The following is a 24,009-nucleotide window of genomic DNA, read 5'->3' as shown; positions in this document are numbered from 1 at the left end:
TCGGTCCCGGGCCTAGCGGATGTTCGGGTCGAAGGTGAAGATCACCAGCGTGCCCAGCAGGATGGTGAACACCGTGGCGGTGTAGAGCAGGCCCTTGAGCCACAGCCGGGTGTTCGCGCGTTCCGCGTAGTCGTTGATGATCGTGCGCAGACCGTTCGCACCGTGCAGCATCGCGAGCCACAGCATGGCGAGGTCCCAGACCTGCCAGAACGGGTTGGCCCAGCGGCCGGCCACGAAGGCGAAGCCGATCTTGGAGACGCCGCCGTCCAGGAACAGCTGGATCAGCAGGTGGCCGAGGACCAGGACGACCAGCACGATGCCGGACAGGCGCATGAACAGCCAGGCGGCCATCTCGAAGTTGCCCCGGGTGCTGCGCGGGGTCTTCTTCGTGCGCAGGCGCGGCGCCTCGATGAGCGGCGCGGGGTTGTCGACGCCGTACAGGGTCTCGCCCTCGACGGGGCCGATCCCGGAAGCGGTGGTTTCAGTGGTGGCCATCGGCGTCAGCTCCCGAACAGGACACGAGCGGCGTGGCCGAGGACCGGGTAGACCGAGCCGGCCATCAGGACGACCCAGACGCCGACGACGGTCCACAGCATCTGCTTCTGGTAGCGCGGGCCCTTCGACCAGAAGTCGACGGCGATGACGCGCAGGCCGTTGAGCGCGTGGAAGAGGATGGCGGCGACGAGGCCGTACTCCAGCAGCGCGACGATCGGCGTCTTGTACGTGGCTACGACCTTGTCGTAGTCCTCGGGGGAGACACGCACGAGAGCGGTGTCCAGCACGTGAACGAACAGGAAGAAGAAGATGAGGACGCCGGTGACTCGGTGAGCCACCCAGGACCACATTCCTTCCCGGCCGCGGTACAGCGTTCCAGCCGGCACGGAAGAACCCTCCGGGAGCGGGGACTGAGGGCCGCGCCGGCTTCGGTGTCGGTCGGGCCCGGCCGGGTACGGTCCACCGGCCCCCAGCATCGTAGCGGGGTGCCTGCGGCGCTCAGCGGGGGGTCTTGGCTGTGTGATCAAACTGGCACCGGACGGATGAGGTGGGGTGGGGCGGCCAGGGGGGTGGGGGGTTCTCGCTGGTGCCGGGTGCGGGTGCGTCGTGGCTGGTCGCGCAGTTCCCCGCGCCCCTTCGGGGCGCAGCCGGGGTTTCGAGGATCGGTGGGCGGTCAGCGGGGTGGGGGTTCGGGTGTGGTGCCGGGTGCGGGTTCGTTGTGGCTGGTCGCGCAGTTCCCCGCGCCCCTTTGGGGGCGCCGCCAGGTCAGTTGCTCAGGTGGGTTGTCAGGCGGGCTCTTGCCAGGTGGCGGAGTTGGTCCGCGGTTACCGCGCGTTCCTCGTCGGGGTCGTTCGCCAGGCGGGAGCGGATGCCTTCGAGGGTGCGGTCCAGGGCCTCTTCCGGCGGGGTGCCGCCGAGATGGATGACGAACACGTGTCCGAAGCGGGCCTCGTAGGCGGCGTGCGCTGCGCTGAGGGCCGTGTGGGCCGCGGAGTACGTGTCCTCCGGCAGGGGCGGCAGGGTCTCGCCGGCCAGGGCCTCGGCCAACTCGGTCGGGGTCAGGTCGTACGCCGCCTCGTCCGCCGCGGCCAGCAGGGCGTCCAGGTCGGGATAGGGGCGGTGGGCGGCGACGCGCTGGGCCCAGCGCGGGCTGCGCAGACAGGCGAGAAGTGCCTCGCGGGCCTCGTCGGCGGTCGCGGCGTTGAGTCCCGCCAGTCCACCGGAGGCGGGCGGGACGCGGGTCTGCTCGGGGAGCGCCGGTATGGTCACTCGGTCCAGGGACCCGGACGGGTACGGGAGACGGTGCGCAGGCAGCGTGGGTCCTCGCGTCACATATGGGGCGGCAACGGATGCTGTGAGAGATGTGCGGTCACGTTATCGAGAGTGGTCATGGCGTGTCCGACGGATGCCCGAATTTCACCCGGACGGCAGAGTTTCGGAACCGTTCGTGGACGCACCGCTTCGGCATTGGCCTTAGCTTGGCGGTGTGAGTCAGCACAGGCGCCGCACGCCGGCGCAGCAGGTCAGGCGGCGCGCGACGGTCGTCGGCGCGTTCGTCGGCACCGTCGCCCTCGGTGTCGGACTGGGCGTCTGGGCCGCCGAGGACGGCGGTGGCGCGGCGCGGCCCACCACGACCGCGCGGCAGTCCGCGGGCGACACCGCGGTGGGCACGGCCCCCGGTTCGGCCGGCCCGAGCCGGCCGAGCCCGTCACCCAGCCGTTCCTACCCGCTGTCCCAGGCGCCCCGCACCATTCCCGCCGTGCGCTCGCACACCCTCGAGCGCGGCCCCGGCTGGCAGCCGGCCGGCGGCGAGCGGGTCGTGGTGGGCGCCCCGGCCCTGGCCGACGAGGGCCGCCTGATAGCCGGTGAGCTGGGCCTGACCTACGCGGGCGAGCAGCGCGACCGGCGCGCCGGTGATCTGCGGCTCGAGCTGAACGGCGACAAGGCCGCGAACCCGGAGTCGTACACCATGACCGTGCGCGGCGGCGCCGTGACCATCAGCGGGCCCGCCGACACCGGCGTCTTCTACGGCACCCGCACCCTCAAGCAGGAGGTCCACGGCGGCGGCACCGCCCCGGAGGGCGTCGTGCGCGACGAGCCCGCCAAGCCGCGGCGCGGCTTCATGCTGGACATCGCGCGCAAGCCGTACAGCGAGCAATGGATAGAGGACCGGATCCGCGAGCTGGCGGACCTGAAGTTCAACGAGCTGGGCCTGCACTTCTCCGACGACCAGGGGTTCCGGATCGAGTCCAGGACCCACCCCGAGATCGTCTCCGCGGACCATCTCACCCAGGCGCAGGTCAAGCGGATCGTCGACCTCGCGGCCGGCCGGCACATCGCCGTCGTCCCCGAGATCGACTCGCCAGGACACCTCGGCGCGGTCATCGCCGCCCACCCCGATCTCCAGCTGCGCAACGCGCAGGGCGTCGCCGCGCGCGGTGCCGTCGACATCTCCAAGCCCGCGGCGGCCCGCATCGTCGACGACCTGCTGGGCGAGTTCACCGGTGTGTTCCCGGGCTCGTACTGGCATCTGGGCGGCGACGAGTACCGCGCGCTCGCGGTCTCCGATCCGGCCGGCTCCTACCCGCAGCTGGCCGCCGCCGCCCGGAAGGCGTACGGCTCCGGCGGCACCGTCGCCGACCTGGCGACCGGCTGGCTCAACGCACGCGCCGACACCGTCCGCGCCCACGCCCGCACGATGCGGGCCTGGAACGACGGCTTCTACCGGGGGACCTCCGTGCAGCCCGCCAAGGACCTGGAGGTCGCCTACTGGACGGGCAAGGAGATCGGCGCCCGGCCGCCGGCCGACTACCTGGGCGCGGGACGCAAGGTCGTCAACTACAACGACGAGTTCCTGTACTACGTCCTCGGCCAGCCGCAGACCTTCGTCTACCCCACCGGGCAGCGGATCTACGAACAGTGGAACCCGCGGGTGCTGCGCGGCACCACGGCCGTGCCCGCCCGCTACGACGGGCAGATCCTCGGCGGCTCCTTCGCCGTCTGGGGCGACCTGCCGAACGCGCAGACCCAGGACCAGGTGGCGGCCGGGATCCGGATGCCGCTGCGGGCCACCGCGCAGAAACTGTGGGACCCGAACCCGCCCGCCCTGCCCTGGGCCGGCTTCGAGAAGCTGGCCGACCGGCTGGGCTGACCCGCGCCCCGGGCGTCCGTTTGCGGATACGGCTGCGAACTCCCGTGTGGCTGTGGTGTATTCACCCGGAGCCGAGCCGAACAGCCAGAGCCGAACAGCCAGGGGGGACGGACATGGGCTACTGGGGGTACTTCGTCGTGGGCCGGGCCGCGCGGCCGCTCGCCGAACTCGACGCGCTGGCCGGTGCCGAGGGCCTGACCCGGCGGGCGGCCGGACCCGAGGGCTGGCAGGTGTGGGAGTACCCGGGCCCCGAGGGTGAGATCGGGAGCATGAACGCCCTCGCCGAGCAGACCGGGGCGCCCGCGCTGTTCGGCTACGTGATGGACAGCGCCTGCGTGGTCGTCGAGGCGGCGGCGCCGGACAGCGGCGGCTGGACCACATGTCTGGCCCGCACCGCGATGGCCGCCCGGCTCGGTGCCGACCGGCAGGGCCTCACCCTGGAGGACTACTTCCTCGACCCCCGCGACGCCGCCGAACGCGCGGTCGCCTGGGCCGCCGAGGCCGGGCACACGGTCACCGCGGACGCGGTGTTCGACGTGCTGACCGCCGACCCCGACGGCGTGGCCGAAAAGCTCCTCTTCCGCCTGCTCGACCTGCTGGGCGCGCCACTGCTGTGACACTCCGACGCCCTCCCACGACAAGGTGCTGCGTCCGCTGTGGGGCAGCCTCGTGGACGGCGGCGACTGGGGTGTGCGCCTGGAGCGGGCGCGCGCCGCGCTCGGCCCGCCGGACCCGGCCGCGGACGAGGCCGCGGCGCTCGCCCGCCGGATGCGCGACGCGGCCCCGGCCGAGCGCACCGGAGCCGCCGTACGCGTGTGGGCCGACGCCTGCTCGGTCGCCGCGCTGCGCGTCCACCGGCTGGTCGCCGCCGGACTGCGGCGCCGGGTCGGCGTCCTGGAACTGCTCGCCGAGCACGGGGCGGGCGGGCTGCGGCGGGCGCTGGAGGTGACGACCGAGGGGCGCCGGGTGCTGGGCGCGGTGGTCTCGCGCTGGGCCCGCGGCCGGGCCTGAGCCCGCTCGGCGTCGGGAGCCGGCGGACCGTGCCGCCGGGCCGGTGCTGTGACCGTCGTGCGGGGGAGGTGGGGCGGTCCTGCGCCGGTTGCGGCTGCGGCCCGGATCGGGGTGACGAAAGCCACGCCCGTCTCGCTCTTGAGTATGTGACAGCGCAGCAGGTGACAGCACAGCAGCAGACCAGGCCGCAGGCCGCGGCCAAGCCCGTGCGATGGGCGGCTGACGTCGTGGCGACGATGCGCGAGGGCGCGCGGGTACGGCTCGACTACTCGGCGCAGAGCCTGTGGCGGGTGGACCGGATGATCGACGACATACGCCGCGAAGATGCGCCGTACGCCGCGGTGCAGGACGTACTGCGCGGCTTCGGTGCCTACGCCGGCGAGGTGATCGTCCGGCAGACCGGCGCCGAGTGGTGGGCGAGCGGCGGCGACCACTGGATACGCACGCCCGACGGCCGGCTGTGGGATCCCGTCGACGAGGCGCGGCGCTGCTTCACCGGGCACGGCTCGCTGCGGCTGCTGTGCCGGGACGCGACGCTGTCCGTGCCCTGACCGCGCCCCCGGCGCGGCCGGTGCGGCCCGCGCGGACGCCCGGCGGGGCGCCCGCCGCGGCCGGGCGCGGCCGTGCCCTGTGACACATCTGTGCACCGCGGCGCTGATCATCGTGGGGATGCGGGTCGCCGTGTCACACGATGCCGGCGCGCTGCGCGGACGAGCAGCGGCACGAGCACGGGCACGGCTCGTACGGACGAGGACGGTTCTTGGGCCAGGGAGGGGAACGTCGCCGCCTTGAGGCGTACGACGGCGAGCTGGGCGCGGCCGTCGCGCGGGCCCAGGACGGCGACGAGACCGCCTTCGCCGCGGCCTACCGGATGGTGCAGCCGGGCCTGCTCGGCTATCTCCGCGGCCTCGTCGGCGACGACGCGGAGGACGTGGCCTCCGACGCCTGGCTGGAGATCGCCCGGGACCTGGGCCGGTTCAAGGGCGACGGCGCCGGGTTCCGCGGCTGGACCGCGACCATCGCCCGGCACCGGGCCCTCGACCATCTGCGCAGACAGCGGGTGCGGCCCCGGGCCACCGGACTGGAACAGGACGTACTGGAACTGCCAGGACCGCACAGCACGCACGAGCAGGCGCTGGAGTCCATCTCCACCGAACGCGCCCTCGCCCTGGTCCGGAATCTGCCGCGCGACCAGGCCGAGGCCGTGCTGCTGCGGGTCGTCGTCGGGCTCGACGGCCCGGCCGCCGCGCGCGTCCTCGGCAAGCGTCCCGGCGCCGTGCGCACGGCCGCGTACCGCGGGCTGAAGCGTCTCGCCCGGCAACTGGGCGGCGGGCCGCCGGCGGACGGCGGCGCGCACGACGGTGTGACGGAAGAGGGCCCCGGCACGCTGGGGGATGCGACATGAACCGCGGCCGGGCGCGGCACGTACGGAGTCGGTGGGGCCGGTGGACCGGGCGGGGCCCGGCGGGCCCGCGGCGTGACGGAGCGGACGGCTCCGGTGGAGCGGGCGGACCGGGCGGACCGGGCTAGGACGGGGAACGGACATGGGTGAACGGCACAGCGACGACGGGCCGCCCGGCCGTCGGCGCGCGCGCCCCGGCGGCGCCGTGCCCGGCCCGCGGCCGGCCGATCCGGACCCGGCGCTTCAGGCGCGGTTCGGCACGGCGCTCCGGCCGGACGGCGCCGGCCTCGACCCGGAGGCCGAACGGCGGGCCGTGGCCGCGTTCCGCGCCGCGCGGGACACCGGGGCGCACCGGGCGCGTACCCGGTGCAGGGACGACTGGCGGGCGGGCGGGACACGGCGCGCCCGGTTCTCGGTGAAGGCAACGCTGTCCGTGTTCCTCGCGAGCGTCGCGCTGGGCGGCCTTGCCGTCGCGGCGATCGCCTCGGCCGGTTCCCCGGCGCACCATGGCGACCCCGGCCGCAGCACCCCGCCCCCGACGACGCAGACCCGGGAACGGCCGGGCTCCGGACCGGCCCCGTCCGCGCCCCGGCCCGCCACGAGCCCCGGCGTCACGGGGCCCGCGCCCGCGAGCCCCGCGCCCGCGAGCCCCGCGCCCACGACCCGCACGCCCGCGAGCCCGGCGCCCGCGGACCCGGCGGACACCGGGTCCGCGGCGGCCCGCACCCGCCCGGGCCGCCCGGCCGCGGCCAAGGACACCCTCGCCAACTGCCGTGCGTACGAGCAGGTCACCGACCGGGGCAAGGCGCTGGACGCGACGGCCTGGCAGCGGCTCGTCACGGCCGCGGGCGGAGCGGACAAGGTGGCCGCGTACTGCGCAGCCCACCCCTCCACGGCACCGACGCCGACCGAGGACCCCGCCCCGCACAAGTGACGCGCTACAGGAGGAGCCGCCGCAGAACCTCAAGGAGTGGGTCGACCACCACTCGGTGCCGGACGCGCCGCACATCATGCATGAGCTGGACCCGCCGCGGCACGCACAGCTCCTCCGCCGGGTGTCCAGGCTGCCGGTCAGCTGACCCTCAGTGCCCGTACCTTCCCAGTTCACAGCGGTAGGTGCCGGTGAGACGGCCGGGGCCGCCACCCCCCACAGGAGAGGCCCCGGCCGTCGCGCGGCACGGGCCGCGCGGCGGCCCGTACTTCCTTCAGCGCCATGGGTGCGTTTTCTGTCACACCCGTCCGCGTCACGAGGAGGTTGCATCGTGTACGGACGTGGACGGGAGCGGATTCAGGCCGTAACGTGCCTTTCGCGCCGAGGCGCGGGGGACGCACGACCATCGCAACCACCTGTGACCTCGAACACCGCAACCATCAATTGAGGAACCACGACGGCGAGGACCACGTCCGCGAGAGCGGCGCCGGTTGAGGCGCGAAGTAGGGACACCACGGGTGCTGGGGGACGACGCGGAGTTGACCGCCGCGGTGCGCGCGGCACAGGACGGGGACGAGACCGCGTTCCGGACCGTCTACCGCGCGGTGCATCCGCGGCTGCTGGGATACGTACGGACACTGGTCGGCGATCCGGACGCCGAGGACGTCGCGTCCGAGGCGTGGCTGCAGATAGCCCGCGACCTGGAACGCTTCAGCGGTGACGCGGACCGCTTCCGCGGCTGGGCCGCCCGTATCGCCCGCAACCGCGCCCTCGACCACATACGCATGCGCGGCCGGCGCCCCGTGATCGGCGGCGACGAGACCGAACTGACCGCCCGGGCCGCCGAGTCGGACACCGCGGGCGAGGCCATCGAGGCCCTGGCCACCAACAGCGCCCTGTCCCTGATCGCGCGGCTGCCGCAGGACCAGGCCGAGGCGGTCGTCCTGCGCGTGGTCGTCGGCCTCGACGCCAAGACCGCCGCCGAGACGCTCGGCAAACGCGCGGGCGCCGTCCGCACCGCCGCGCACCGCGGTCTGAAACGGCTCGCCGAACTGCTCGCCGAGGATCCGGAATCAGCGGGCCGGCTCGACGCCCTGCCGAACCAGCGAGAACCGCGCGGCCGCGCGGTGACGTCCGCCACTGTGACGCATATGCGTTCGCGGACGCAGAAGGACATGTGATGGCCGACGAGCAGTACAAGTGGCTGAACCGGGAAACGGCGGAACGTCTGCTGCGCGGTGAACCACTCGAAGCCGTCGACGCGTCCGCCCGCGGACAGGCCGAACGACTCGCCGGGGCACTGGGCGCACTGGCCGTCGAGGCCACCCCGGCCGGGGTCGAACTCCCCGGTGAGGAGGGTGCGCTCGCGGCCTTCCGGAAGGCCCGCGAGGCCGCCGCCGATCAGGCCGCCGCGGCGCACGGCGAGGGTTCGCAGGCGCGACGCACCGGCGCGGCGGCCCGGCCGTCCGACGACGCGGGTCTCATCCGCATCGGCACACGCACGGGCCCCGCCCGCGGCCGTACCCGCCGGGCCCGCCCCGTGCGTCTGGCGCTGGCCGCCGCGCTGGCCGTGGGCACCGTCGGCGGGGTCGCGGTGGCCGCCGGAGCCGGAGTCCTGCCGGTGCCCTTCGGCGGCGACGATCCCGGGCCCGCCGCCTCCGTCACCGCCGCCGGTACGCCCGGACAACCGCTCGCCTCGCCGTCCGCGCAGGCCGCACAGGGCGGTACGTCGGGCCCGCCGGCGCCGAGCGCCCGCGCGGACGGCGCCCCCGCCACCGGCTCCGCGCGCGAGAGCCCCGGCACCGATCCGGACCGGGGCGGCGCCACCGGGTCCGCCGACCCCGCCGGGCGGGCCCCCGGGCCGTGGAAGGGCGCGACCGCGGCCTGCCGCGACCTCCGCGACGGCAAGGAACTCGGTCCCGGCCGCGAGCGCCGCCTGGAGCAGACGGCGGGCGGCCACGCGCGGGTGTGGACGTACTGCAAGGGCGTCCTGGCGAGCACCGAGGGCAGCCAGGGAAATCAGGGCAGCCAGGGCAGCCAGGGTGAGGCGCACGGGAAGTCCGACGACGGCAAGGACGAGCAGTCAGGCCAGGGCGATCAGGACGACCAGGGCGACCGGGCCGGTCGACGCGGCCACGGCGGCCGGGACGACCGCGGCCGTGCCAACGGCGGCAACGGCCGCGCCTCGCACGAGGACCGCGGCAACGACCACCGCCAGGACGGCGGGACCACGTCCGTCCCCTCCGCTTTCGCCCCGCAGCGGCCCGACAGCCCCGCGCAGTCCCCGGACCCCGTGCAGTCCCCGGACCCCGCGCCGAGCCCGACGTACACCGCGCTCTGACGCTGCGAGGCTGTGACCTGCGTCTTCACGGCGCGGCAGCGGTCGCGCGGGCCCGGTGTGACGTTTTCGGCGGCGGTGACGCAGTACAGAGTGGGCCGACTGGTCATCGGCCGTCGCACCGAGCCGGGGTTCCCCCCGTACCCAGGGCTCGTGCACCTTGGCGCGGGCGGGATCCGTTCCCCCGGTCCCGCCCGCGCCCCGTCTCCGGCGAGCGGAACGCCCCGGCGGGCGGCGCCTCACCAGGAGACGACGACCTTGTCGCCCGTCCGCACCTGCGCGAACAGCGCCGCGATCGCCGCCTCGTCGCGCACGTTGACACAGCCGTGCGAGCCGCCCGCGTAACCCCGCGCCGCGAAGTCGTACGAGTAGTGCACCGCTTGACCACCGCTGAAGAACAGGGCGTACGGCATCGGGGAGTCGTAGAGCGTCGACACATGGTGCCGTGACTTCCAGTAGATGCGGAACACACCCTCACGGGTCGGGGTGTACTGCGAGCCGAACCGCACCGCCATCGTCGACACCGTGCGTCCGTCGATCATCCAGCGCAGCGTCCGGCTGGTCTTGTCGATGCACAGCACCCGGCCCGTCAGACAGCGTGGGTCGGGCGCGGCGGCCGGCTGACCGCCCATCAGATACAGGTCCCACCTGCCCGGCCGGTGCGTCATGCCGAGCAGCCGCTGCCAGGTGACCGTGTCCATGCGCCCGGTGCGCGGCAGCCCGCGCTTGCCCTGGAATCCCCTGACCGCCTCCTGAGTCAGGTCGTCGTACGTGCCCGTCGGCCCGTCGGACAGCCAGGCGACCTGACGCAGCCGGGCCTGCAGCGCGCGCACGCCCATGCCGGTGTCGCCGCGGGACCACAGGACGCGGGGCGGCGCGGGCGCCGGCCGGGCCGTCGTCGGACCGCCGCCGGGAGCGGGCCGGTCCGGCGGCCGGGTGTCCGGCAGCCGGATGTGCACCGGCGAGCGGTTCTTCCCGTCCGCGTCCGCGGGCTGCACGGTGCACCCGCAGAGCACGGTGAGCGCGGCGGCCGAGGCGAGCGCGGCGGGCCGCCCGGCGATCCGTTCGATCCACCTGAACCCCATGCCGGGATGTTTCCCCGGGTGACCGCCGCCGAACTAGGAGGCATGGTGGGGAGTAGTCGACGTACCGCGGAGGCACCCCATGACGCGTGAGTCGGAGTCCGGACTGCCCGTCGAGCCGGTGTACGGGCCCGCCGCGTTGGCGGGCTGGGACCCGGCCGAGCGGCTGGGCGAGCCCGGCGCGTACCCCTTCACCCGGGGCGTGTACCCGACGATGTACACCGGGCGTCCCTGGACGATGCGCCAGTACGCGGGCTTCGGCACGGCCGCCGAGTCCAACGCCCGCTACCGGCAGCTGATCGCCCACGGCACCACGGGCCTGTCCGTCGCCTTCGACCTGCCCACCCAGATGGGCCACGACTCCGACGCGCCGATCGCGCACGGCGAGGTCGGCCGGGTCGGCGTGGCGATCGACTCGATCGAGGACATGCGGGTCCTGTTCGGCGGGATCCCGCTCGGCGAGGTGTCCACCTCCATGACGATCAACGCCCCCGCCGCGCCGCTGTTGCTGCTGTACCAGCTGGTCGCCGAGGAACAGGGCGTCCCGGCCGCCCGGCTGGCCGGCACCGTCCAGAACGACGTCCTCAAGGAGTACATCGCGCGGGGCACCTACATCTTCCCGCCGCGGCCGTCGCTGCGGCTGACCGCGGACATCTTCCGCTACTGCCGCGCCGAGCTGCCGCGCTGGAACACCATCTCGGTCTCCGGCTACCACATGGCCGAGGCCGGCGCCTCCCCCGTGCAGGAGATCGCCTTCACACTGGCCGACGCCGTCGCCTACGTACGGGCCGCAGTGGCGGCCGGCATGGACGTCGACGACTTCGCGCCCCGCCTGTCGTTCTTCTTCGTCGCCCGGACCACCCTGCTGGAGGAGGTCGCCAAGTTCCGTGCCGCGCGCCGGATCTGGGCGTGGGTGATGCGGCAGGAGTTCGGGGCGCGCGACCCGCGGTCCATGATGCTGCGGTTCCACACCCAGACCGCGGGGGTGCAGCTGACGGCGCAGCAGCCGGAGGTGAACCTGGTCCGGGTCGCCGTCCAGGCGCTTGCCGCGGTGCTGGGCGGCACCCAGTCGCTGCACACCAACGCCTTCGACGAGGCGATCGCGCTGCCCACGGACACCTCCGCGCGGTTGGCGCTGCGTACCCAGCAGGTACTCGCCCACGAGACGGATGTGACCGCGACCGTGGACCCCTTCGCCGGCTCGTACGCCATCGAGCGCATGACCGACGACCTGGAAGCGGCCGCCGTGGAGCTGATGCGCAAGGTCGAGGACCTGGGTGGCGCGGTCGCGGCGATCGAAGCCGGGTTCCAGAAGCGCGAGATCGAACGCAACGCCTACCGCATCGCCCAGGAGACCGACACCGGCACCCGGACCGTCGTCGGCGTCAACCGGTTCCGGCTCGACGAGGAACAACCCTACGAACCCCTCCGCGTCGACCCCGCGATCGAGACGCGGCAGGCCGAGCGGCTTGCGGCGCTGCGGGCCGGGCGGGACCGGGGCGCGGTGGACTCGGCGCTGGCCGCGCTGCGGAAGGCGGCCGTGGGTGAGGACAACGTCCTGTACCCGATGAAGGAGGCGCTGCGGGCCCGGGCGACGGTCGGCGAGGTGTGCGACGCGCTGCGGGAGGTGTGGGGCACGTACGTCCCGTCGGACGCCTGGTGAGACCCGCCTGATCGGGGGCCGACAAGGGGTCGGGCGGGGATGTAGTACCCCCGTGCGAGACTCCTTTCCATGTTCGGTGTCATCGATCTCCCCACCTATCTGGCAGGGCTCGTCCTGATCGTCCTGCTGCCCGGCCCCAACTCCCTGTACGTGCTCTCGGTGGCCGCCCGCCGCGGGGTCCGGGCGGGGTACACCGCCGCGGCCGGGGTCTGGTGCGGGGACACCGTGCTGATGACGCTGTCCGCCGCGGGCGTCGCCTCGCTGCTGAAGGCGAACGCCGTGCTCTTCGGCATCGTGAAGTACGCGGGCGCCGGCTATCTGACCTGGCTGGCCATGGGGATGCTGCGGGCCGCGTGGGGCATGTGGCGGACCCGGCGGGAACAGACCGCGCCGGAGGCGGCACCGGCTCCGGCCGCCGGGGAGCGGCCGTTCCGCCGCGCCCTGGTCGTCAGCCTCTTCAACCCGAAGGCGATCCTGTTCTTCGTCGCCTTCTTCGTGCAGTTCGTCGACCCGGGCTACGCCTATCCGGCCCTGTCCTTCGTCGTCCTCGGCGCCTTCGCCCAGCTGGCCAGCGTGCTCTACCTCAGCGCGCTGATATTCGGCGGCACGAAGCTGTCGGCCGCCTTCCGCCGCCGCAGACGCCTGTCGGCCACGGCCACCTCAGCAGCGGGCGCCCTGTTCCTTGGCTTCGCAGCAAAACTCTCCCTGGCAACCAACTGAGCGCTCCGCGCGTGGGCCCGTTGCCGCGGGTGGCCCAGCCGTGTGGCTGGCCTCGGGCTACGGTGTCGACCCGGTCCGTGCAGGCGTCGGGGTCTCGCCGGGTCACCCGTCCCGTCGTAGCGGTCGGAGCGGACGGGATGAGCACCGTCGCCCGCCGTGAAGCCGTCCCCGGCAAGCAACTGCTGGCCCCCGCGAGAGTCTTGGCTCGGGCAGGGGGCCCCGTCGCCACGGAAGGTGGTGCCGCCCGCGCCGCACGCCGACGGTCCTGTGGCTGCCCGGGGCCAGGACGCCACCCGCGCACGCTCGGGCCATCGCCCGGGTCGACCGGGCGGGCGAGGCGGACACCGGTGTCGTAGCCGGGTAGGCCGGGGGAGCGGTGGCGGTGGAGCGTCTGCGTTCGCCGTGCGCAGCGTCCAGTGTGGCCCGCGGTTCGCAGCGCCGAGCTTTACGCCGCCCCCGGCCCCGGCGCATGCCCCCGGCCCCGGCGCATGCCCCCGGCCTCGGCGCATGCCCCCGGCCTCGGCGCATGCCCCCGGCCTCGGCGCATGCCCCCGGCCTCGGCGCGTGCCCCCGGCTCCGGCGTGCGCCCCGGCCTCGGCGCGTGCCCTCGGCTCCGGCGTGCGCCCCGGCCTCGGCGTGCGCCCCGGCCCCGGCGCGTGCCCACGGTTGTCGGACCGCGGGTCGTCGGACGGCGTGCGCTGCACTTCTAGGAGGGGGAGGGGGTGGGGATCGTGGGGGCGTTTCGGGGGGTGCTCGCTTTCTTGAGGTGGGGGGCGAGGGGGCGCTCCACGTAGCGGTGGATCAGCCAGGCGAGCCCCAGCATGCCGAGCACCGTGACCGTGAGCGTCGGCCACGGCGGCAGGCCGAGGCCGCGGTGCAGCACCCGGATGACGCACCAGCCCAGGTGCTCATGGACCAGGTAGAAGGGGTACGTCAGCACGCCTGCCGTGGTCAGCCAGGGCCACGAGGCCCACCGTGTCCAGCCCAGCGCGACGGCCGCGACCGCGGCGAAGCCGAGCGTCACCAGCAGCAGGATCACGTACGGGCTGCGGTGGAAGTCGCCGGCGGCGCCCGGACGCCACAGCCCGGTCGTCACGGTCTCCTGGCCGAGCAGCCAGGAGACGCCCACGATGCCCCACAGGGTCGGGTTCCCGCCGCACCGGTGGATCAGATACAGCGCGAGCCCGCCGACGAAGAACGGCGCATGCTCGGGCATCACCAGCTGGGCGGCCAGCGGGTTGCCGGCGCCCTTGCAGATCACCGCGGCCAGCGTCCACACGCAGCAGAACAGCACCACCCGCCGGTAGGTGACGCCCCGCAGCACCACGCACACCGCGAACAGGGCGTAGAAGCGGACCTCGGCCCACAGCGTCCAGCACACGCCCAGCACCCGGGGCACGCCCGTCGGCATCTGGAACATGGTCAGGTTGACCAGGACCTGGTCGAGGCGCAGCGGATGCAGCGCGGCGGGCACGACGAAGGCGGCGCCGGTGACCAGGAGCACGGCCGCCCAGTACGCCGGGTAGAGCCGGGCGATGCGGGACCGGAAGAAGTCGCCCGGGCCGCGGCCCCAGCTGCTCATGCAGATCACGAAGCCGCTGATGACGAAGAAGAACTGCACGCCGAGACAGCCGTACACGGCCGCCGTGGCGAGGTCGGGGAAGACCCGGGCCGGCGACTGCCCCCAGGAGCGGGAGATATCGCCGCCGCGTCCGGCGAAGTGGTACAGGCAGACCATCAGCGCGGCCAGCAGGCGCAGCCCGTCCAGGGCCGGCAGCCGCTCCCGCCGGCCGGCGGGGCCGGGAGCGGGAGCCGGACCCGCGCAGGGGGCGGGGGGAGAGGGAACGGAGGCGAGGGTGGAGGATGTAGCTGCCACGTGCGGCACGCCTACCCTGTGCCGGGGGTCCGTCGCGGGTTCGCGTACGGATGTCCCCAGGACGAAGGAGCGGTCCCCCCGGCAGCTGGGGGAATCACAGAATCACTGCGGTCCGCCGCCCAACGATTCTTCCGCAGTCCCCAGTGCGTTAACCCGCACGTCGTTTTTACTTCCTAGTTTCTCCATCCACCCCCACGCGTCGGCAAACGCGCGGCATGCGGCGGTAAATTCAGTCTTTGCTTGGCAAAACAGGAGAATTATGACGAGGGTCCAGAACAGGCGGGCACCAGCACGCGGAGGGGAGCTGGACGACTGCCTGCGCGCCTGTGCGGTGCACAGCGGCAAACTCGTCGGCAGCCTCGACCGTCGCCGCGCGGAGCTGGCCGAGCAGCTGCGCAAGCTGCTCGTGGTCAACACCACGGTCGGCACGGCCGCCCCCGCACCCGCCCCGGCGGGCGGCGCCACCGCCCTGCTCAAGCGCGCCGTCAAGGGCGCCGCCGCCCCCGCGGGCGGGATCGGCAACGAGCTGCTGGACGCCCTGCTGGCCGTGGCCAACAAGGCGCTCGAATGCGGCTACGACGACGAGCTGAACCTCGCCCTGGTGATCAGCGAGACCGTCCTCGCCCAGCGGAAGAACTCCCGCGCCGGCTGGCGGCTGCGCGCCCGCACCCTGGAGGCGGCCGGCGAGGAGCGCGAGGCCATCGAGGCCTACGAGCGCTACCTGGAGCTGACCACCGAGGACGGGTTCGGCGTGGCGGCCCGGATCGCCGGGATGCGCCGGGCCGGGGAGCGCGAGCGCGCACTGCTCGACCTGCTGAAGCGGCAGTGCCCGCGCGCCACCGAGTACACCCGCGTCCCCGCCACCGACATCTGGGCCGAGGGCCTGGCCCTGCACGCCCTCGGCGACTGGGCCGAGGCCGAGCCCCGGCTGGTCGGCGCCCTGCTCGTGCTCGCCGCCGACGAGGCCCCGGTCGCCGACCGGCAGGAACTGCTCAGCCAGTACCTCGACCTGCGTACCGGCCTGGCCGGCGCCGACCCGACCGCGCTCGGCGAGGCCGTCGCGCTCTACGCCGAGCAGCGCCGCATCCGGATGCGCGGTCCGGTCGCCGATCCGACGATCGGCGGCGTGCAGTGGATCACCCTCGGCGAGTTCCGCAACCTGATCGCCGGCAAGTCCATCTGCCTGATCGCCAACTCCGGCAGGGTCGGCGCCAGTTCGCTGGGCAAGGAGATCGACGACTACGACCTGGTGGTGCGCTTCAACTCGTACAAGATCGACCCGAAGCACACCGGCACCCGGACCGACATCCACGCCACCATCCACAAGCACGGTTTCAACTGGGACAAGCCGGTGACCACCCGGCTGGTCTTCGGCGGCATCTCCGGTGACTGGAAGCACTCCCTGCGCAACCGTCTGGTGCCCGGCGCCCAGCAGTACCTCGGCGACGAGTCGCTGCGCTGGCCGCTGCGCAACATCGGGCACCTCGGCGCCGACGCCTGGTCGGGCATCCCGACCACCGGCTTCAACATGCTGTGGCTGCTGGACTTCCTGGACGTCAGCCCCACTCTCGACCTGATCGGCTTCGACTTCTACGAGAGCGGCGCCTACCGCGTCCAGGAGGCCATGAAGCTCGCGATCACGTCCGTGCACGAGTACACCAGCGAGAAGGCATGGGTCATGCAGCGGGCCCAGAGCGTGACCGACATGAGGATATCCCTGCGATGACCACGACCTCCCCCACCGGCGCCGCCACCGTCAGCCCGGCGGCCTCGGCGTCCGCCCACGCCCTCACCGGCAAGCGGCGCATCGCCTTCGCGAGCTACGTCGACGAGAACTACCTGCCCGGATTCCTCGTCCTGCTGCGCAGCCTCGCCCTGTCCAACCCGGGTGTGTGCGAGGACTTCGTCGTCCTCTACGACGATCTGCGCCCCTCCTCCATCGCCCGGATCCGCGCCCTGCACCCGCGTATCGTGCTGCGCCGGGTCGAGGACGAGCGCTACGACTCCTACGTCAAGGGCGACCAGGACAACTACCTGGTGCGCAAGGCGTACTTCATCCTCGACATCTTCCGGCTGCGCGACTACGACACGGTCATCACCCTGGACACCGACATGGTCGTCCTCGGTGACCTCGGTGAACTGCTCAAGCTGCGCGAGGGCCTGGCCGCCGTACCGCAGTTCTTCTACGGGCAGCACAAGCTCAACTCCGGGCTGCTGGTCATCCAGCGCGAGTACCTGTCCGACGAGTTCTGCGCGAAGATCGACCAGACCGGGCGCAGCGGCGACTACGAGCTGGACAAGCACGACCAGGGCATCCTGAACGCCGTACTCGACGGCGACTTCGTCCGCCTCGACGCCCGCTACAACTTCGTCAAGCGGCGGCTGTCCGGCGATCTGCCGGTGCCCGAGGACACCGCGATCCTGCACTTCACCGGCCGCCACAAGCCGTGGCAGGGCGGCGAGTCCGGGTACGCGCTCGCGGAGGAGCGCTGGCGCGAGTTCGAGATGAGCGACGCGGAGTTCCACGCCGCGTACGTGGCGCTCGGCGGCGCCCACCACGACCTGCTCGTGCACTTCGGCACCCCGCACGTGCGGCGCACCGGCGACGTGGAGATCGCCCGCAAGGTGGCCGCCACCCATATCGCGGCCGGCGAGTACCAGGAGGCCGTGGACATCCTGTCCTCGGTGCGGATACCGCTGGACGCGGCCTGGCCGCACGAGGTGCTGGGCCACGCCCTGATGAGCGTGTCCCGCTACCCGGAGGCGAAGACCCAGCTGCTGATGGCCACGGCCGCCCCCAACCGGGCCGCCACCGCCTACGCCCGGCTCGCCCAGATGGCCTGGGTGCACGGCGACAACACCGAGGCGCTGCGGTACGCCACCGCCGGCCTGTCCGTCGACCCCACCCACCGCTCCAGCCGGCTGTGGGCGCAGCGCGCCGCCGCCGTGCCCCCGCAGGAGCAGGGCGCGCCCGACGACCAGCTCGCGCACGTCGCCTTCTACATGGACCGGCAGGGCAACGCCGGTGACAAGCTGCTGCCGGAGACCGTCCGGCTCGGCTTCGGCCCCGACACCACTTCGCGCCGCTGGCACTCCGTGCACGCCCACCGGCTGTTCGACGCCGCCGCCCTGGAGCGGGTCAACGCCCGGCGCGGACTGGTCATCGGCGGTGGCGGGCTGTTCATCCCGGACACCATGCCCAACGGCAACAGCGCCTGGCAGTGGAACGTCCCGGACGAGCACCTGCGCGCCATCGACGTACCGATCATGGTCTACGCGGTGGGCTTCAACGCCTTCGACGGCCAGTCCTACCGGGCCACCCGGTTCAACGAGAGCCTGCGCCTCCTGGTGGAGAAGGCCGCCTTCTTCGGGCTGCGCAACCACGGCTCCATCGCGAAGGTCCGCGCGCTGCTCCCGCCGGAGCTGCACGACAAGGTGGTCTTCCAGCCCTGTCCGACCACGGTCAGCCGGCAGCTGATCGCCGGCTGGAGCGACCCGCTGTACCGCGACGACACCGTGATGCTGAACGCCGCCTACGACCGGGCCGGGCTGCGTTTCGGACACGACTACGGGCACTTCCTCGGCCAGATGGCGGAGGCGGTCCGGAAGATCGGCGCGCACACCGAGGTCAAGTGCGTCGCGCACTCCCTCGACGACGAGCGGATCGCCTTCGACCTGCGCCGCGAGCACGGGATCTCGCTGCCGGTGATCCCGATGTACGACTTCTCCAACGACGAGATCCGCGAGACCTACGCCAAGGCCCGGCTGGTCATCGGGATGCGCGGGCACGCCGGGATGATCCCCTTCGGGGTCGGCACGCCCATCGTCAGCCTGATCTCGCACCCGAAGATGGCGTACTTCCTCAATGACATCGAGCGCCCCGAGTGGGGTGTCTCGGTGCACGAGCGGGACCTGGGCGCGGTGCTCACCGAGCGCGCCCTGCACATGCTGGACAACCACAGCCGGACCGTCGCCGATGTGCACGACCGGCAGGAACTGCTGTGGAAGGTCACGCAGGAGAACGCGGCCCGGATCCAGCAGATCCTGGCCCGCTGACCCGAAAGGTGTGGGGCGGGGCCCGTCACGGACCCCGCCCCACACCCGAAGAACCCCCACGCGCGGCGCGGGCCGGCCTGATCAGCGGCGTACCACTCGGCGCAGGTTGCGGGCCTTGCGGGCCACGCGGCGCACGGTCGCGTTGCGTGGGATGAACGACAGCTGCGCCGGTACGCCGCCGGGCAGGGCCAGCGAGGTCAGCCGCTTGCGCTTGAAGTAGCGCAGCGTGTGCGGGTTCAGATGCTTCGTCAGATACTCCTCGGCCGCGCCGCGCAGCTCCGGGTAGATCTTCGGCTGCATGGTGAAGCCGACCGCCCGGACGAGTTCGCCGAGCGCCGTCACGTCCATGCCGGGCCGCTGCGCGGTGACCGCGGCCCGGTCCGTCAGATCGGGCAGCAGCGCGTCGACGAGGGTGACCGGGACCCGGTTGCTGTTCTCGAACGGGGACAGCCGGTCCAGCAGGGTGTCCGTGCCCACCCGGGCGGTAGGCAGGCCGTACAGCGCGGACGCGGTCAGCAGCGCCGTGGAGAAGCAGCCGACGACCAGCGCCGGGCGCATCCGCTGGTACAGCACCTCCGCGAGGATCGGCGTGTCCAGGACCGTGAGGTCGGCGCCGAGCCGTTCGGCCTCCCGCTCCAGCGTGCTGGTGAAGCGTGCCGGGGCCGACGGGTGCGGCTTGAACACGACCCGCTGGTGGCCGAGTTCGACCGCGCCCTTCAGCATCCGCACATGAAGGTCCTCCTCCTGCTCCGCGCTGAGGATGCCGAGCGCCGACAGGTACTGGCCGAGCAGCAGCGCGGGCTCCTCGATGTCCGGCAGCCCCTCGCCGCCGCCGGCGAGTTCGGCCAGCACCTTGGTGAACGCGGCCGTCGGCACGATCTGGGCCGGCACGTCGAACTCGGTGAGCAGCAGCGGCCTGAGCCCCGGCACCAGGTCGAGGTGGAGCAGCCGGTCCACCCGGGTGCCGACCAGCGGGTCGATCTTGTTGCGGGTGGGGCCGTAGCTCATCAGGCCGTCCGCGTAGACCGTCACGGGCGCGCCGGTGAACATCTGCGCGAGGCTGAGCGACGGGTTGACCTGGATCGACTCGACGGCGAGTTCGACGTCGTCGTCACCGAGGTCCCAGGCGAGCCGCAGATGGCGTTCCCACAGCGGCAGGTCCTCCGGCCGAGGGGCCCAGCCGCCCGGGTGGAACGGGAAGATCGTCTCGTTGTACGAGATCACGTCGTCGAACCGCTCCCGCAGCCGCTCGAAGCCCGGCATCCGGTCCGGGCCCGGCGTCGTCTCGGGTGTCGCGGCGTTGTTGCAGACCAGCAGGGTGCGCCGGTCGGCGGGGCGGAAGGCGCCGGAGTCCAGGGCGGCGGCCAGCGTGGCGGTGCCGTACAGCGTCGACACCTGGAAGATCTGCGTGGTCACGCGGCGGCCCCCGAGGCGGCGGGGCGGCGGCGCAGCCGGCGCAGCTTCGTGGCGCGCTCCAGGTCCATGGAGTCCAGGGCGTCGTCCAGGACGTCCTGCGGCATGCGCCGCAACGCGGCGGCGCTCAGTGTCTTCAGCTTCTTCGCCACCGCGGGCTCGAACCTTTCGATGGATCCCAGATGATGGGAAATGATGGCGCAGTAGGTGCGAACGGCCTTCGGCAGCAGGGCGTCCGCCTCCGGGTCCCGGGCGGTCTCCTCGATGACCTGATCGAAGGCGCGAATGAAGTCGAGCTGCCGTACGTCACCGATCTGAGTGAGGGAGGAGGCCACCCCGCGCCGGTAGAAGACACCGAGCAGGTTCACCGCGGCGAACGACTCCGCCTCCCGGTGCAGCTTCCAGATCCACGGCCGGTCCTCGGCCGTGCGCAGCCCGTCGGTGAAGTGCAGCAGCCCGCGGTCCACCAGCCGACGGTGGTAGATCCCGGCCCAGGCGTAGGCGTAGTCGACGGACGTGGTCCGGTGGGTGGGCAGGATGGCGTCGCGGGGGCGCATCACCACGCTGCGCCGGCCGTGCGGCACCAGGTGCACCGTACGCGTCCGCCCCGTGCACTGCACATGGTCGGTGCGCAGGAAGTCGCAGCCCAGGTCATCCATGGCGGCGACGAGCCGGGGGTAGTAGCCGGGGGCGAGCCAGTCGTCGCCGTCCAGGAACGTCAGGTACTCGCCGCGGGCCCGGTCGATGCCGGTGTTGCGCGCGGTCGCCAGCCCCCCGTTCTTCTCGTGTCTGACATGTACCGCCCCTGGCAGCTCGCGCTCCGCGCGCGCAAGGATCTCTGGCGTCCCGTCGTTCGAGCAGTCGTCGACGAGAATGAATTCGAAGTCCTCACGGGCGTTCGCACGCAGGCTTCTGAGCGTGTCTGGCGCGTATTGCTGCACGTTGTAGAACGGCACGATGACGGAGAGCTTGACCACACAGTGGACGTTAGGGCGGGGCCCGTCATTCGTCTTGACCGCCACCTTGATATCAGGTGAACGACGTGTGGCGAAGCCGTGAACCGGGGCCTTTTCCCGCTGGTTCCCGGGCTGATTCGCCATCCGTCGATGTGCTGTTAACCGTTTGTTGTATTCGGGTTGGGCGGAACCTAGGAATGCCTTCCTAGCGTCTTCGGCGTGCCAATCAGTGCAACGAAGTCGCTGCGGGTCGCCGTGCTCGCGGATTCCGACACACGGTGGAAGTGGGGCGCCCTCACCGCGAGCCGCATCGCGGGCGGCGGCCTGGCCGAGCCCGTCGAGTCGGGCATCCGGCTCGACGGCTATCTGCTGCGGGGCCGCGCCACCCCCACCGCCCGCCAGCTGCGTGAGGTCGGCGTGCACGCCGACTCGCTGCGCGAGGTGACAGCCGTCGAGTTCCTGCGCGCCATGAACGACGAGTCGTACGACGTCCTCGTCCTCGCCCTCGTGGGCGGCGGCGTCCAGGCCATGCTGCACGGCCTGAAGCGGGTCTGGGAGGACCGCACCGAGCGGCCCGTCGTCGTCACCGGCTACGTCGGCGTCGTCTACGAGAAGCTTGCCGACGGCCTGCTGCTGCGGCACGGCGCGGACCTCGTCCTCGCCAACTCCCGCCAGGACGCGGACCGTTTCCGCGCCGTCTACGAGGGCGTGGGCGCCGACGCCTCCGGCGTGACCGAGGTGGCGCTGCCGTTCCTCGGCGGCGCGCCCTACACCGGCGAGCCCGCGCCCGCCACACAGCCGGAGGGCAGGCCCTACACGGTCGTGTTCGCGGCCCAGCCCTCGGTCCCGGAGAGCCGCAAGGACCGTACGTATCTGCTGGATCGGCTGATCCGGCACGCGCAGGCGTTCCCCGACCGCGAGGTGCTGCTGAAGCTGCGCTCCCGGCCGGGCGAGCACACCACGCACATCGAGGAACTGCCCTACCAGAAGCTGGCGCAGAGCCGCGAGCTGCCCGCCAACCTCCGCCTGGTGTACGGGCACATGGGCGAGGTCCTGGACCGCACCGACCTGCTGGTCACCATCAGCTCGACGGCCGCCCTCGAATCGCTGCACCGCCGCATCCCCACGGTCGTCCTGACCGACCTCGGGGTCCGCGAGGTGCTGGGCAACCACCACTTCGTCGGCTCCGGCTGCCTCGCCTCCTGGGACCAGCTCGACGCCGGTCACCGCCCCGAGCCCGAGCCCGAGTGGGTGGCCCGGCAGGGCGTCGCCGCCGACGGCACGTACGGCACGGCCTTCGACGCCGCACGGCACCGCATCACCCGGCTGCTGGGCCGGCCCGGCGGGCTGCCGCCCCTGAACCCCTACTACACGACCGAGACCGCGCCCGGCTATCTGCCGGGGATCCTCGCCCGCCACCACCTCGGCCCGGACGGCTCCCCGCTGCCCGGCGCGCCCGCCGCCGACAAGGCGCCGGGCCCGGTCCGCCAGATCGTGCGCAGGGCGGCGCGCGGCGCCTACCGCCACGGCGTCCAGCGGGTGGCACCTGTGATCCGACGAATGGGAGAGCTGTGAGCGACCGGATCCCGCGTCAAGGAGGAGAGCCCATGTCCGACACCCGGGCGGGCCAGGGCACTTCGGTGCGCCGGGTGCTCGCCGTGATCCCCGCGCGCGGCGGCTCCAAGGGCGTGCCCGCCAAGAACCTCGCCCCCGTCGGCGGGGTGCCGCTGGTGGCCCGCGCGGTGCACGAGTGCCGGGCCTCCCGGCTGGTCACCGACGTCGTCGTGTCCACCGACGACCAGGCCATCGCGGCGGCCGCCCGGCAGGCCGGCGCCGAGGTCGTGCTGCGGCCCGCCGCCATCGCCGGTGACACCGCCACCTCCGAGGCCGCCGTGCTGCACGCCATGGACGCCCACGAGGCGCTGCACGGCGCCACCGTGGACGTCGTCCTGCTCGTGCAGTGCACCAGCCCGTTCCTGATCCGCGAGGACGTGGACGGGGTCGCGGCGGCCGTCGTCGAGAACGGCGCCGACACCGCGGTCACGGTGGCCCCCTTCCACGGCTTCATCTGGCGGGACGCGGGCGACGACCCGGTCGCGGTGGAACCCACCCGCGAACAGACCGCAGGCGGCGCCACCCGCGTCGCCAACTCCACGGCCACCCAAGGCGGTTACGGCGTCAACCACGACAAGTCGTTCCGCCCGCGCCGCCAGGACCGCCCCCAGGACCTGCTGGAGACCGGCGCCGCCTACGCCATGGCCGCCGCCGGGTTCCGCGAGCACCGGCACCGCTTCTTCGGCCACACCGAGCTGGTCCGCACCGACCCGGCCCGGGTGCTGGAGGTCGACGACCCGCACGACCTCGCCCGCGCCCGGGCCCTGGCCCCGCTGTTCGACGCGGACCGGCCCGGGGCCCTGCCGGCCAAGGAAGACATCGACGCGGTCGTCCTCGACTTCGACGGCACCCAGACCGACGACCGGGTGCTGATCGACGCCGACGGACGGGAGTTCGTCTCCGTGCACCGCGGGGACGGACTCGGCATCGCCGCACTGCGCAAGAGCGGCCTGAAGATGCTGATCCTGTCCACGGAGCAGAACCCGGTCGTCGCCGCCCGGGCCCGGAAGCTGCGGATTCCGGTGCTGCACGGCATCGACCGGAAGGACCTCGCCCTCAAGCAGTGGTGCGAGGAGCAGGGCATCGCGCCCGAGCGCGTGCTCTACGTCGGCAACGACGTCAACGACCTCCCGTGCTTCGCCCTCGTGGGCTGGCCCGTGGCGGTCGCGAGCGCCCACGACGTCGTGCGCGGCGCCGCACGCGCGGTCACCACCGTCCCCGGCGGCGACGGCGCCGTCCGAGAGATCGCCAGCTGGATCCTCGGCCCCTCTCTCGATTCCCTCACCAAGTAAGGACATCCC

Annotated in this window: 21 protein-coding genes; 14 read left to right on the top strand and 7 right to left on the bottom strand. The window is 73.1% G+C overall.

The features are described from left to right. Positions 1–12: 12 nt before the first annotated feature. From ACIRFL_RS03060 to ACIRFL_RS03050, 3 genes are all read right to left on the bottom strand, one after another. Entirely contained in the window at positions 13–495 is a 483-nt protein-coding gene (locus tag ACIRFL_RS03060; RefSeq protein ID WP_404023401.1) for a succinate dehydrogenase hydrophobic membrane anchor subunit, read from the bottom strand. Positions 496–500: 5 nt separating this feature from the next. Next, positions 501–881, bottom strand: coding sequence for a succinate dehydrogenase, cytochrome b556 subunit (gene sdhC, locus ACIRFL_RS03055; RefSeq protein ID WP_358900077.1), 381 nt, complete (start codon positions 879–881; stop codon positions 501–503). 379 nt (positions 882–1,260) lie between these two features. Further along, complete coding sequence (locus ACIRFL_RS03050; protein WP_404023400.1) at positions 1,261–1,827, bottom strand: 2-oxo-4-hydroxy-4-carboxy-5-ureidoimidazoline decarboxylase; 567 nt, start codon at positions 1,825–1,827, stop codon at positions 1,261–1,263. A 154-nt stretch (positions 1,828–1,981) separates the two neighbouring features. Here ACIRFL_RS03050 and ACIRFL_RS03045 point away from each other — a divergent pair, with 154 nt between their 5' ends. The 8 genes from ACIRFL_RS03045 to ACIRFL_RS03010 all read left to right on the top strand — a co-directional run bounded on the left by ACIRFL_RS03045 (position 1,982) and on the right by ACIRFL_RS03010 (position 9,331). Further along, entirely contained in the window at positions 1,982–3,646 is a 1,665-nt protein-coding gene (locus tag ACIRFL_RS03045) for a glycoside hydrolase family 20 protein (RefSeq protein WP_404023399.1), read from the top strand. 113 nt (positions 3,647–3,759) lie between these two features. Continuing rightward, the gene (locus tag ACIRFL_RS03040) at positions 3,760–4,263 is read left to right on the top strand and encodes a hypothetical protein (protein ID WP_404023398.1); all 504 of its coding nucleotides are present in this window, start codon (positions 3,760–3,762) and stop codon (positions 4,261–4,263) included. A 25-nt stretch (positions 4,264–4,288) separates the two neighbouring features. After that, entirely contained in the window at positions 4,289–4,657 is a 369-nt protein-coding gene (locus ACIRFL_RS03035) for a hypothetical protein (RefSeq protein WP_404023397.1), read from the top strand. 161 nt (positions 4,658–4,818) lie between these two features. Next, complete coding sequence (locus tag ACIRFL_RS03030) at positions 4,819–5,208, top strand: hypothetical protein (protein ID WP_404023395.1); 390 nt, start codon at positions 4,819–4,821, stop codon at positions 5,206–5,208. Positions 5,209–5,417: 209 nt separating this feature from the next. Continuing rightward, positions 5,418–6,062, top strand: a complete 645-nt coding sequence (locus ACIRFL_RS03025) for an RNA polymerase sigma factor (RefSeq protein ID WP_404023393.1) — start codon at positions 5,418–5,420, stop codon at positions 6,060–6,062. Positions 6,063–6,201: 139 nt separating this feature from the next. Beyond that, positions 6,202–6,993, top strand: a complete 792-nt coding sequence (locus ACIRFL_RS03020) for a hypothetical protein (RefSeq protein ID WP_404023391.1) — start codon at positions 6,202–6,204, stop codon at positions 6,991–6,993. A gap of 515 nt (positions 6,994–7,508) precedes the next feature. Further along, complete coding sequence (locus ACIRFL_RS03015) at positions 7,509–8,171, top strand: RNA polymerase sigma factor (protein WP_404023390.1); 663 nt, start codon at positions 7,509–7,511, stop codon at positions 8,169–8,171. Further along, positions 8,171–9,331, top strand: coding sequence for a hypothetical protein (locus ACIRFL_RS03010; RefSeq protein ID WP_404023389.1), 1,161 nt, complete (start codon positions 8,171–8,173; stop codon positions 9,329–9,331). Before ACIRFL_RS03015 ends, ACIRFL_RS03010 begins: the two co-directional genes overlap by 1 nt. 236 nt (positions 9,332–9,567) lie before the next feature. On the opposite strand, the gene ACIRFL_RS03005 is transcribed toward ACIRFL_RS03010, so the two are convergent. After that, positions 9,568–10,413 (bottom strand): L,D-transpeptidase family protein, encoded by an 846-nt coding sequence (locus ACIRFL_RS03005; RefSeq protein ID WP_404023387.1) that lies wholly within the window; start codon positions 10,411–10,413, stop codon positions 9,568–9,570. Positions 10,414–10,492: 79 nt separating this feature from the next. Here ACIRFL_RS03005 and ACIRFL_RS03000 point away from each other — a divergent pair, with 79 nt between their 5' ends. Continuing rightward, positions 10,493–12,073 carry a methylmalonyl-CoA mutase gene (locus ACIRFL_RS03000; protein WP_404023385.1) on the top strand — a complete coding sequence of 527 codons (1,581 nt, stop codon included), beginning with the start codon at positions 10,493–10,495 and terminating at the stop codon, positions 12,071–12,073. A gap of 69 nt (positions 12,074–12,142) precedes the next feature. Then, positions 12,143–12,793 (top strand): leucine efflux protein LeuE, encoded by a 651-nt coding sequence (leuE, locus tag ACIRFL_RS02995; RefSeq protein WP_404023384.1) that lies wholly within the window; start codon positions 12,143–12,145, stop codon positions 12,791–12,793. Positions 12,794–13,499: 706 nt separating this feature from the next. Here the strand turns inward: leuE and ACIRFL_RS02990 are convergent. Beyond that, positions 13,500–14,561 (bottom strand): acyltransferase family protein, encoded by a 1,062-nt coding sequence (locus tag ACIRFL_RS02990; RefSeq protein ID WP_404023571.1) that lies wholly within the window; start codon positions 14,559–14,561, stop codon positions 13,500–13,502. Between the two features lie 367 nt (positions 14,562–14,928). Here ACIRFL_RS02990 and ACIRFL_RS02985 point away from each other — a divergent pair, with 367 nt between their 5' ends. Next, positions 14,929–16,395, top strand: coding sequence for a glycosyltransferase family 29 protein (locus ACIRFL_RS02985; RefSeq protein ID WP_404023383.1), 1,467 nt, complete (start codon positions 14,929–14,931; stop codon positions 16,393–16,395). Further along, positions 16,392–18,725 (top strand): glycosyltransferase, encoded by a 2,334-nt coding sequence (locus tag ACIRFL_RS02980; RefSeq protein ID WP_404023382.1) that lies wholly within the window; start codon positions 16,392–16,394, stop codon positions 18,723–18,725. Before ACIRFL_RS02985 ends, ACIRFL_RS02980 begins: the two co-directional genes overlap by 4 nt. Positions 18,726–18,806: 81 nt before the next feature. Here ACIRFL_RS02980 and ACIRFL_RS02975 read toward each other — a convergent pair whose 3' ends face one another. After that, the gene (locus tag ACIRFL_RS02975) at positions 18,807–20,141 is read right to left on the bottom strand and encodes a polysialyltransferase family glycosyltransferase (protein ID WP_404023381.1); all 1,335 of its coding nucleotides are present in this window, start codon (positions 20,139–20,141) and stop codon (positions 18,807–18,809) included. After that, on the bottom strand, positions 20,138–21,115 hold the full coding sequence (locus tag ACIRFL_RS02970; protein ID WP_404023380.1) for a glycosyltransferase family 2 protein: 978 nt from the start codon (positions 21,113–21,115) through the stop codon (positions 20,138–20,140). The genes ACIRFL_RS02975 and ACIRFL_RS02970 overlap by 4 nt, the downstream gene beginning before the upstream one ends. 198 nt (positions 21,116–21,313) lie before the next feature. On the opposite strand from ACIRFL_RS02970, the gene ACIRFL_RS02965 reads away from it, so the two are divergent. Beyond that, positions 21,314–22,669 carry a DUF6716 putative glycosyltransferase gene (locus ACIRFL_RS02965; RefSeq protein WP_404023378.1) on the top strand — a complete coding sequence of 452 codons (1,356 nt, stop codon included), beginning with the start codon at positions 21,314–21,316 and terminating at the stop codon, positions 22,667–22,669. Positions 22,670–22,701: 32 nt separating this feature from the next. Further along, positions 22,702–24,000, top strand: a complete 1,299-nt coding sequence (locus tag ACIRFL_RS02960; protein ID WP_404023377.1) for a cytidylyltransferase domain-containing protein — start codon at positions 22,702–22,704, stop codon at positions 23,998–24,000. The last annotated feature ends 9 nt before the right edge of the window (positions 24,001–24,009 follow it).

It is taken from the genome of Streptomyces sp. NPDC102462 (assembly GCF_044765425.1).
In the GTDB taxonomy this organism is placed as follows: Bacteria; Actinomycetota; Actinomycetes; order Streptomycetales; family Streptomycetaceae; genus Streptomyces.
Note: the sequence above shows the minus strand (reverse complement) of the source record. Positions and strands in the feature narration are given on the sequence as shown.

Coding starts and splice junctions, on each gene's coding strand:
- ACIRFL_RS03005 (WP_404023387.1), bottom strand. CDS start 10,413: ATGGGGTTCAGGTGGATCGAACGGATCGCCGGGCGGCCCGCCGCGCTC.
- ACIRFL_RS03000 (WP_404023385.1), top strand. CDS start 10,493: ATGACGCGTGAGTCGGAGTCCGGACTGCCCGTCGAGCCGGTGTACGGG.
- ACIRFL_RS02960 (WP_404023377.1), top strand. CDS start 22,702: ATGTCCGACACCCGGGCGGGCCAGGGCACTTCGGTGCGCCGGGTGCTC.
- ACIRFL_RS03060 (WP_404023401.1), bottom strand. CDS start 495: ATGGCCACCACTGAAACCACCGCTTCCGGGATCGGCCCCGTCGAGGGC.
- leuE (WP_404023384.1), top strand. CDS start 12,143: ATGTTCGGTGTCATCGATCTCCCCACCTATCTGGCAGGGCTCGTCCTG.
- ACIRFL_RS03010 (WP_404023389.1), top strand. CDS start 8,171: ATGGCCGACGAGCAGTACAAGTGGCTGAACCGGGAAACGGCGGAACGT.
- ACIRFL_RS02985 (WP_404023383.1), top strand. CDS start 14,929: ATGACGAGGGTCCAGAACAGGCGGGCACCAGCACGCGGAGGGGAGCTG.
- ACIRFL_RS03040 (WP_404023398.1), top strand. CDS start 3,760: ATGGGCTACTGGGGGTACTTCGTCGTGGGCCGGGCCGCGCGGCCGCTC.
- ACIRFL_RS02980 (WP_404023382.1), top strand. CDS start 16,392: ATGACCACGACCTCCCCCACCGGCGCCGCCACCGTCAGCCCGGCGGCC.
- ACIRFL_RS03020 (WP_404023391.1), top strand. CDS start 6,202: ATGGGTGAACGGCACAGCGACGACGGGCCGCCCGGCCGTCGGCGCGCG.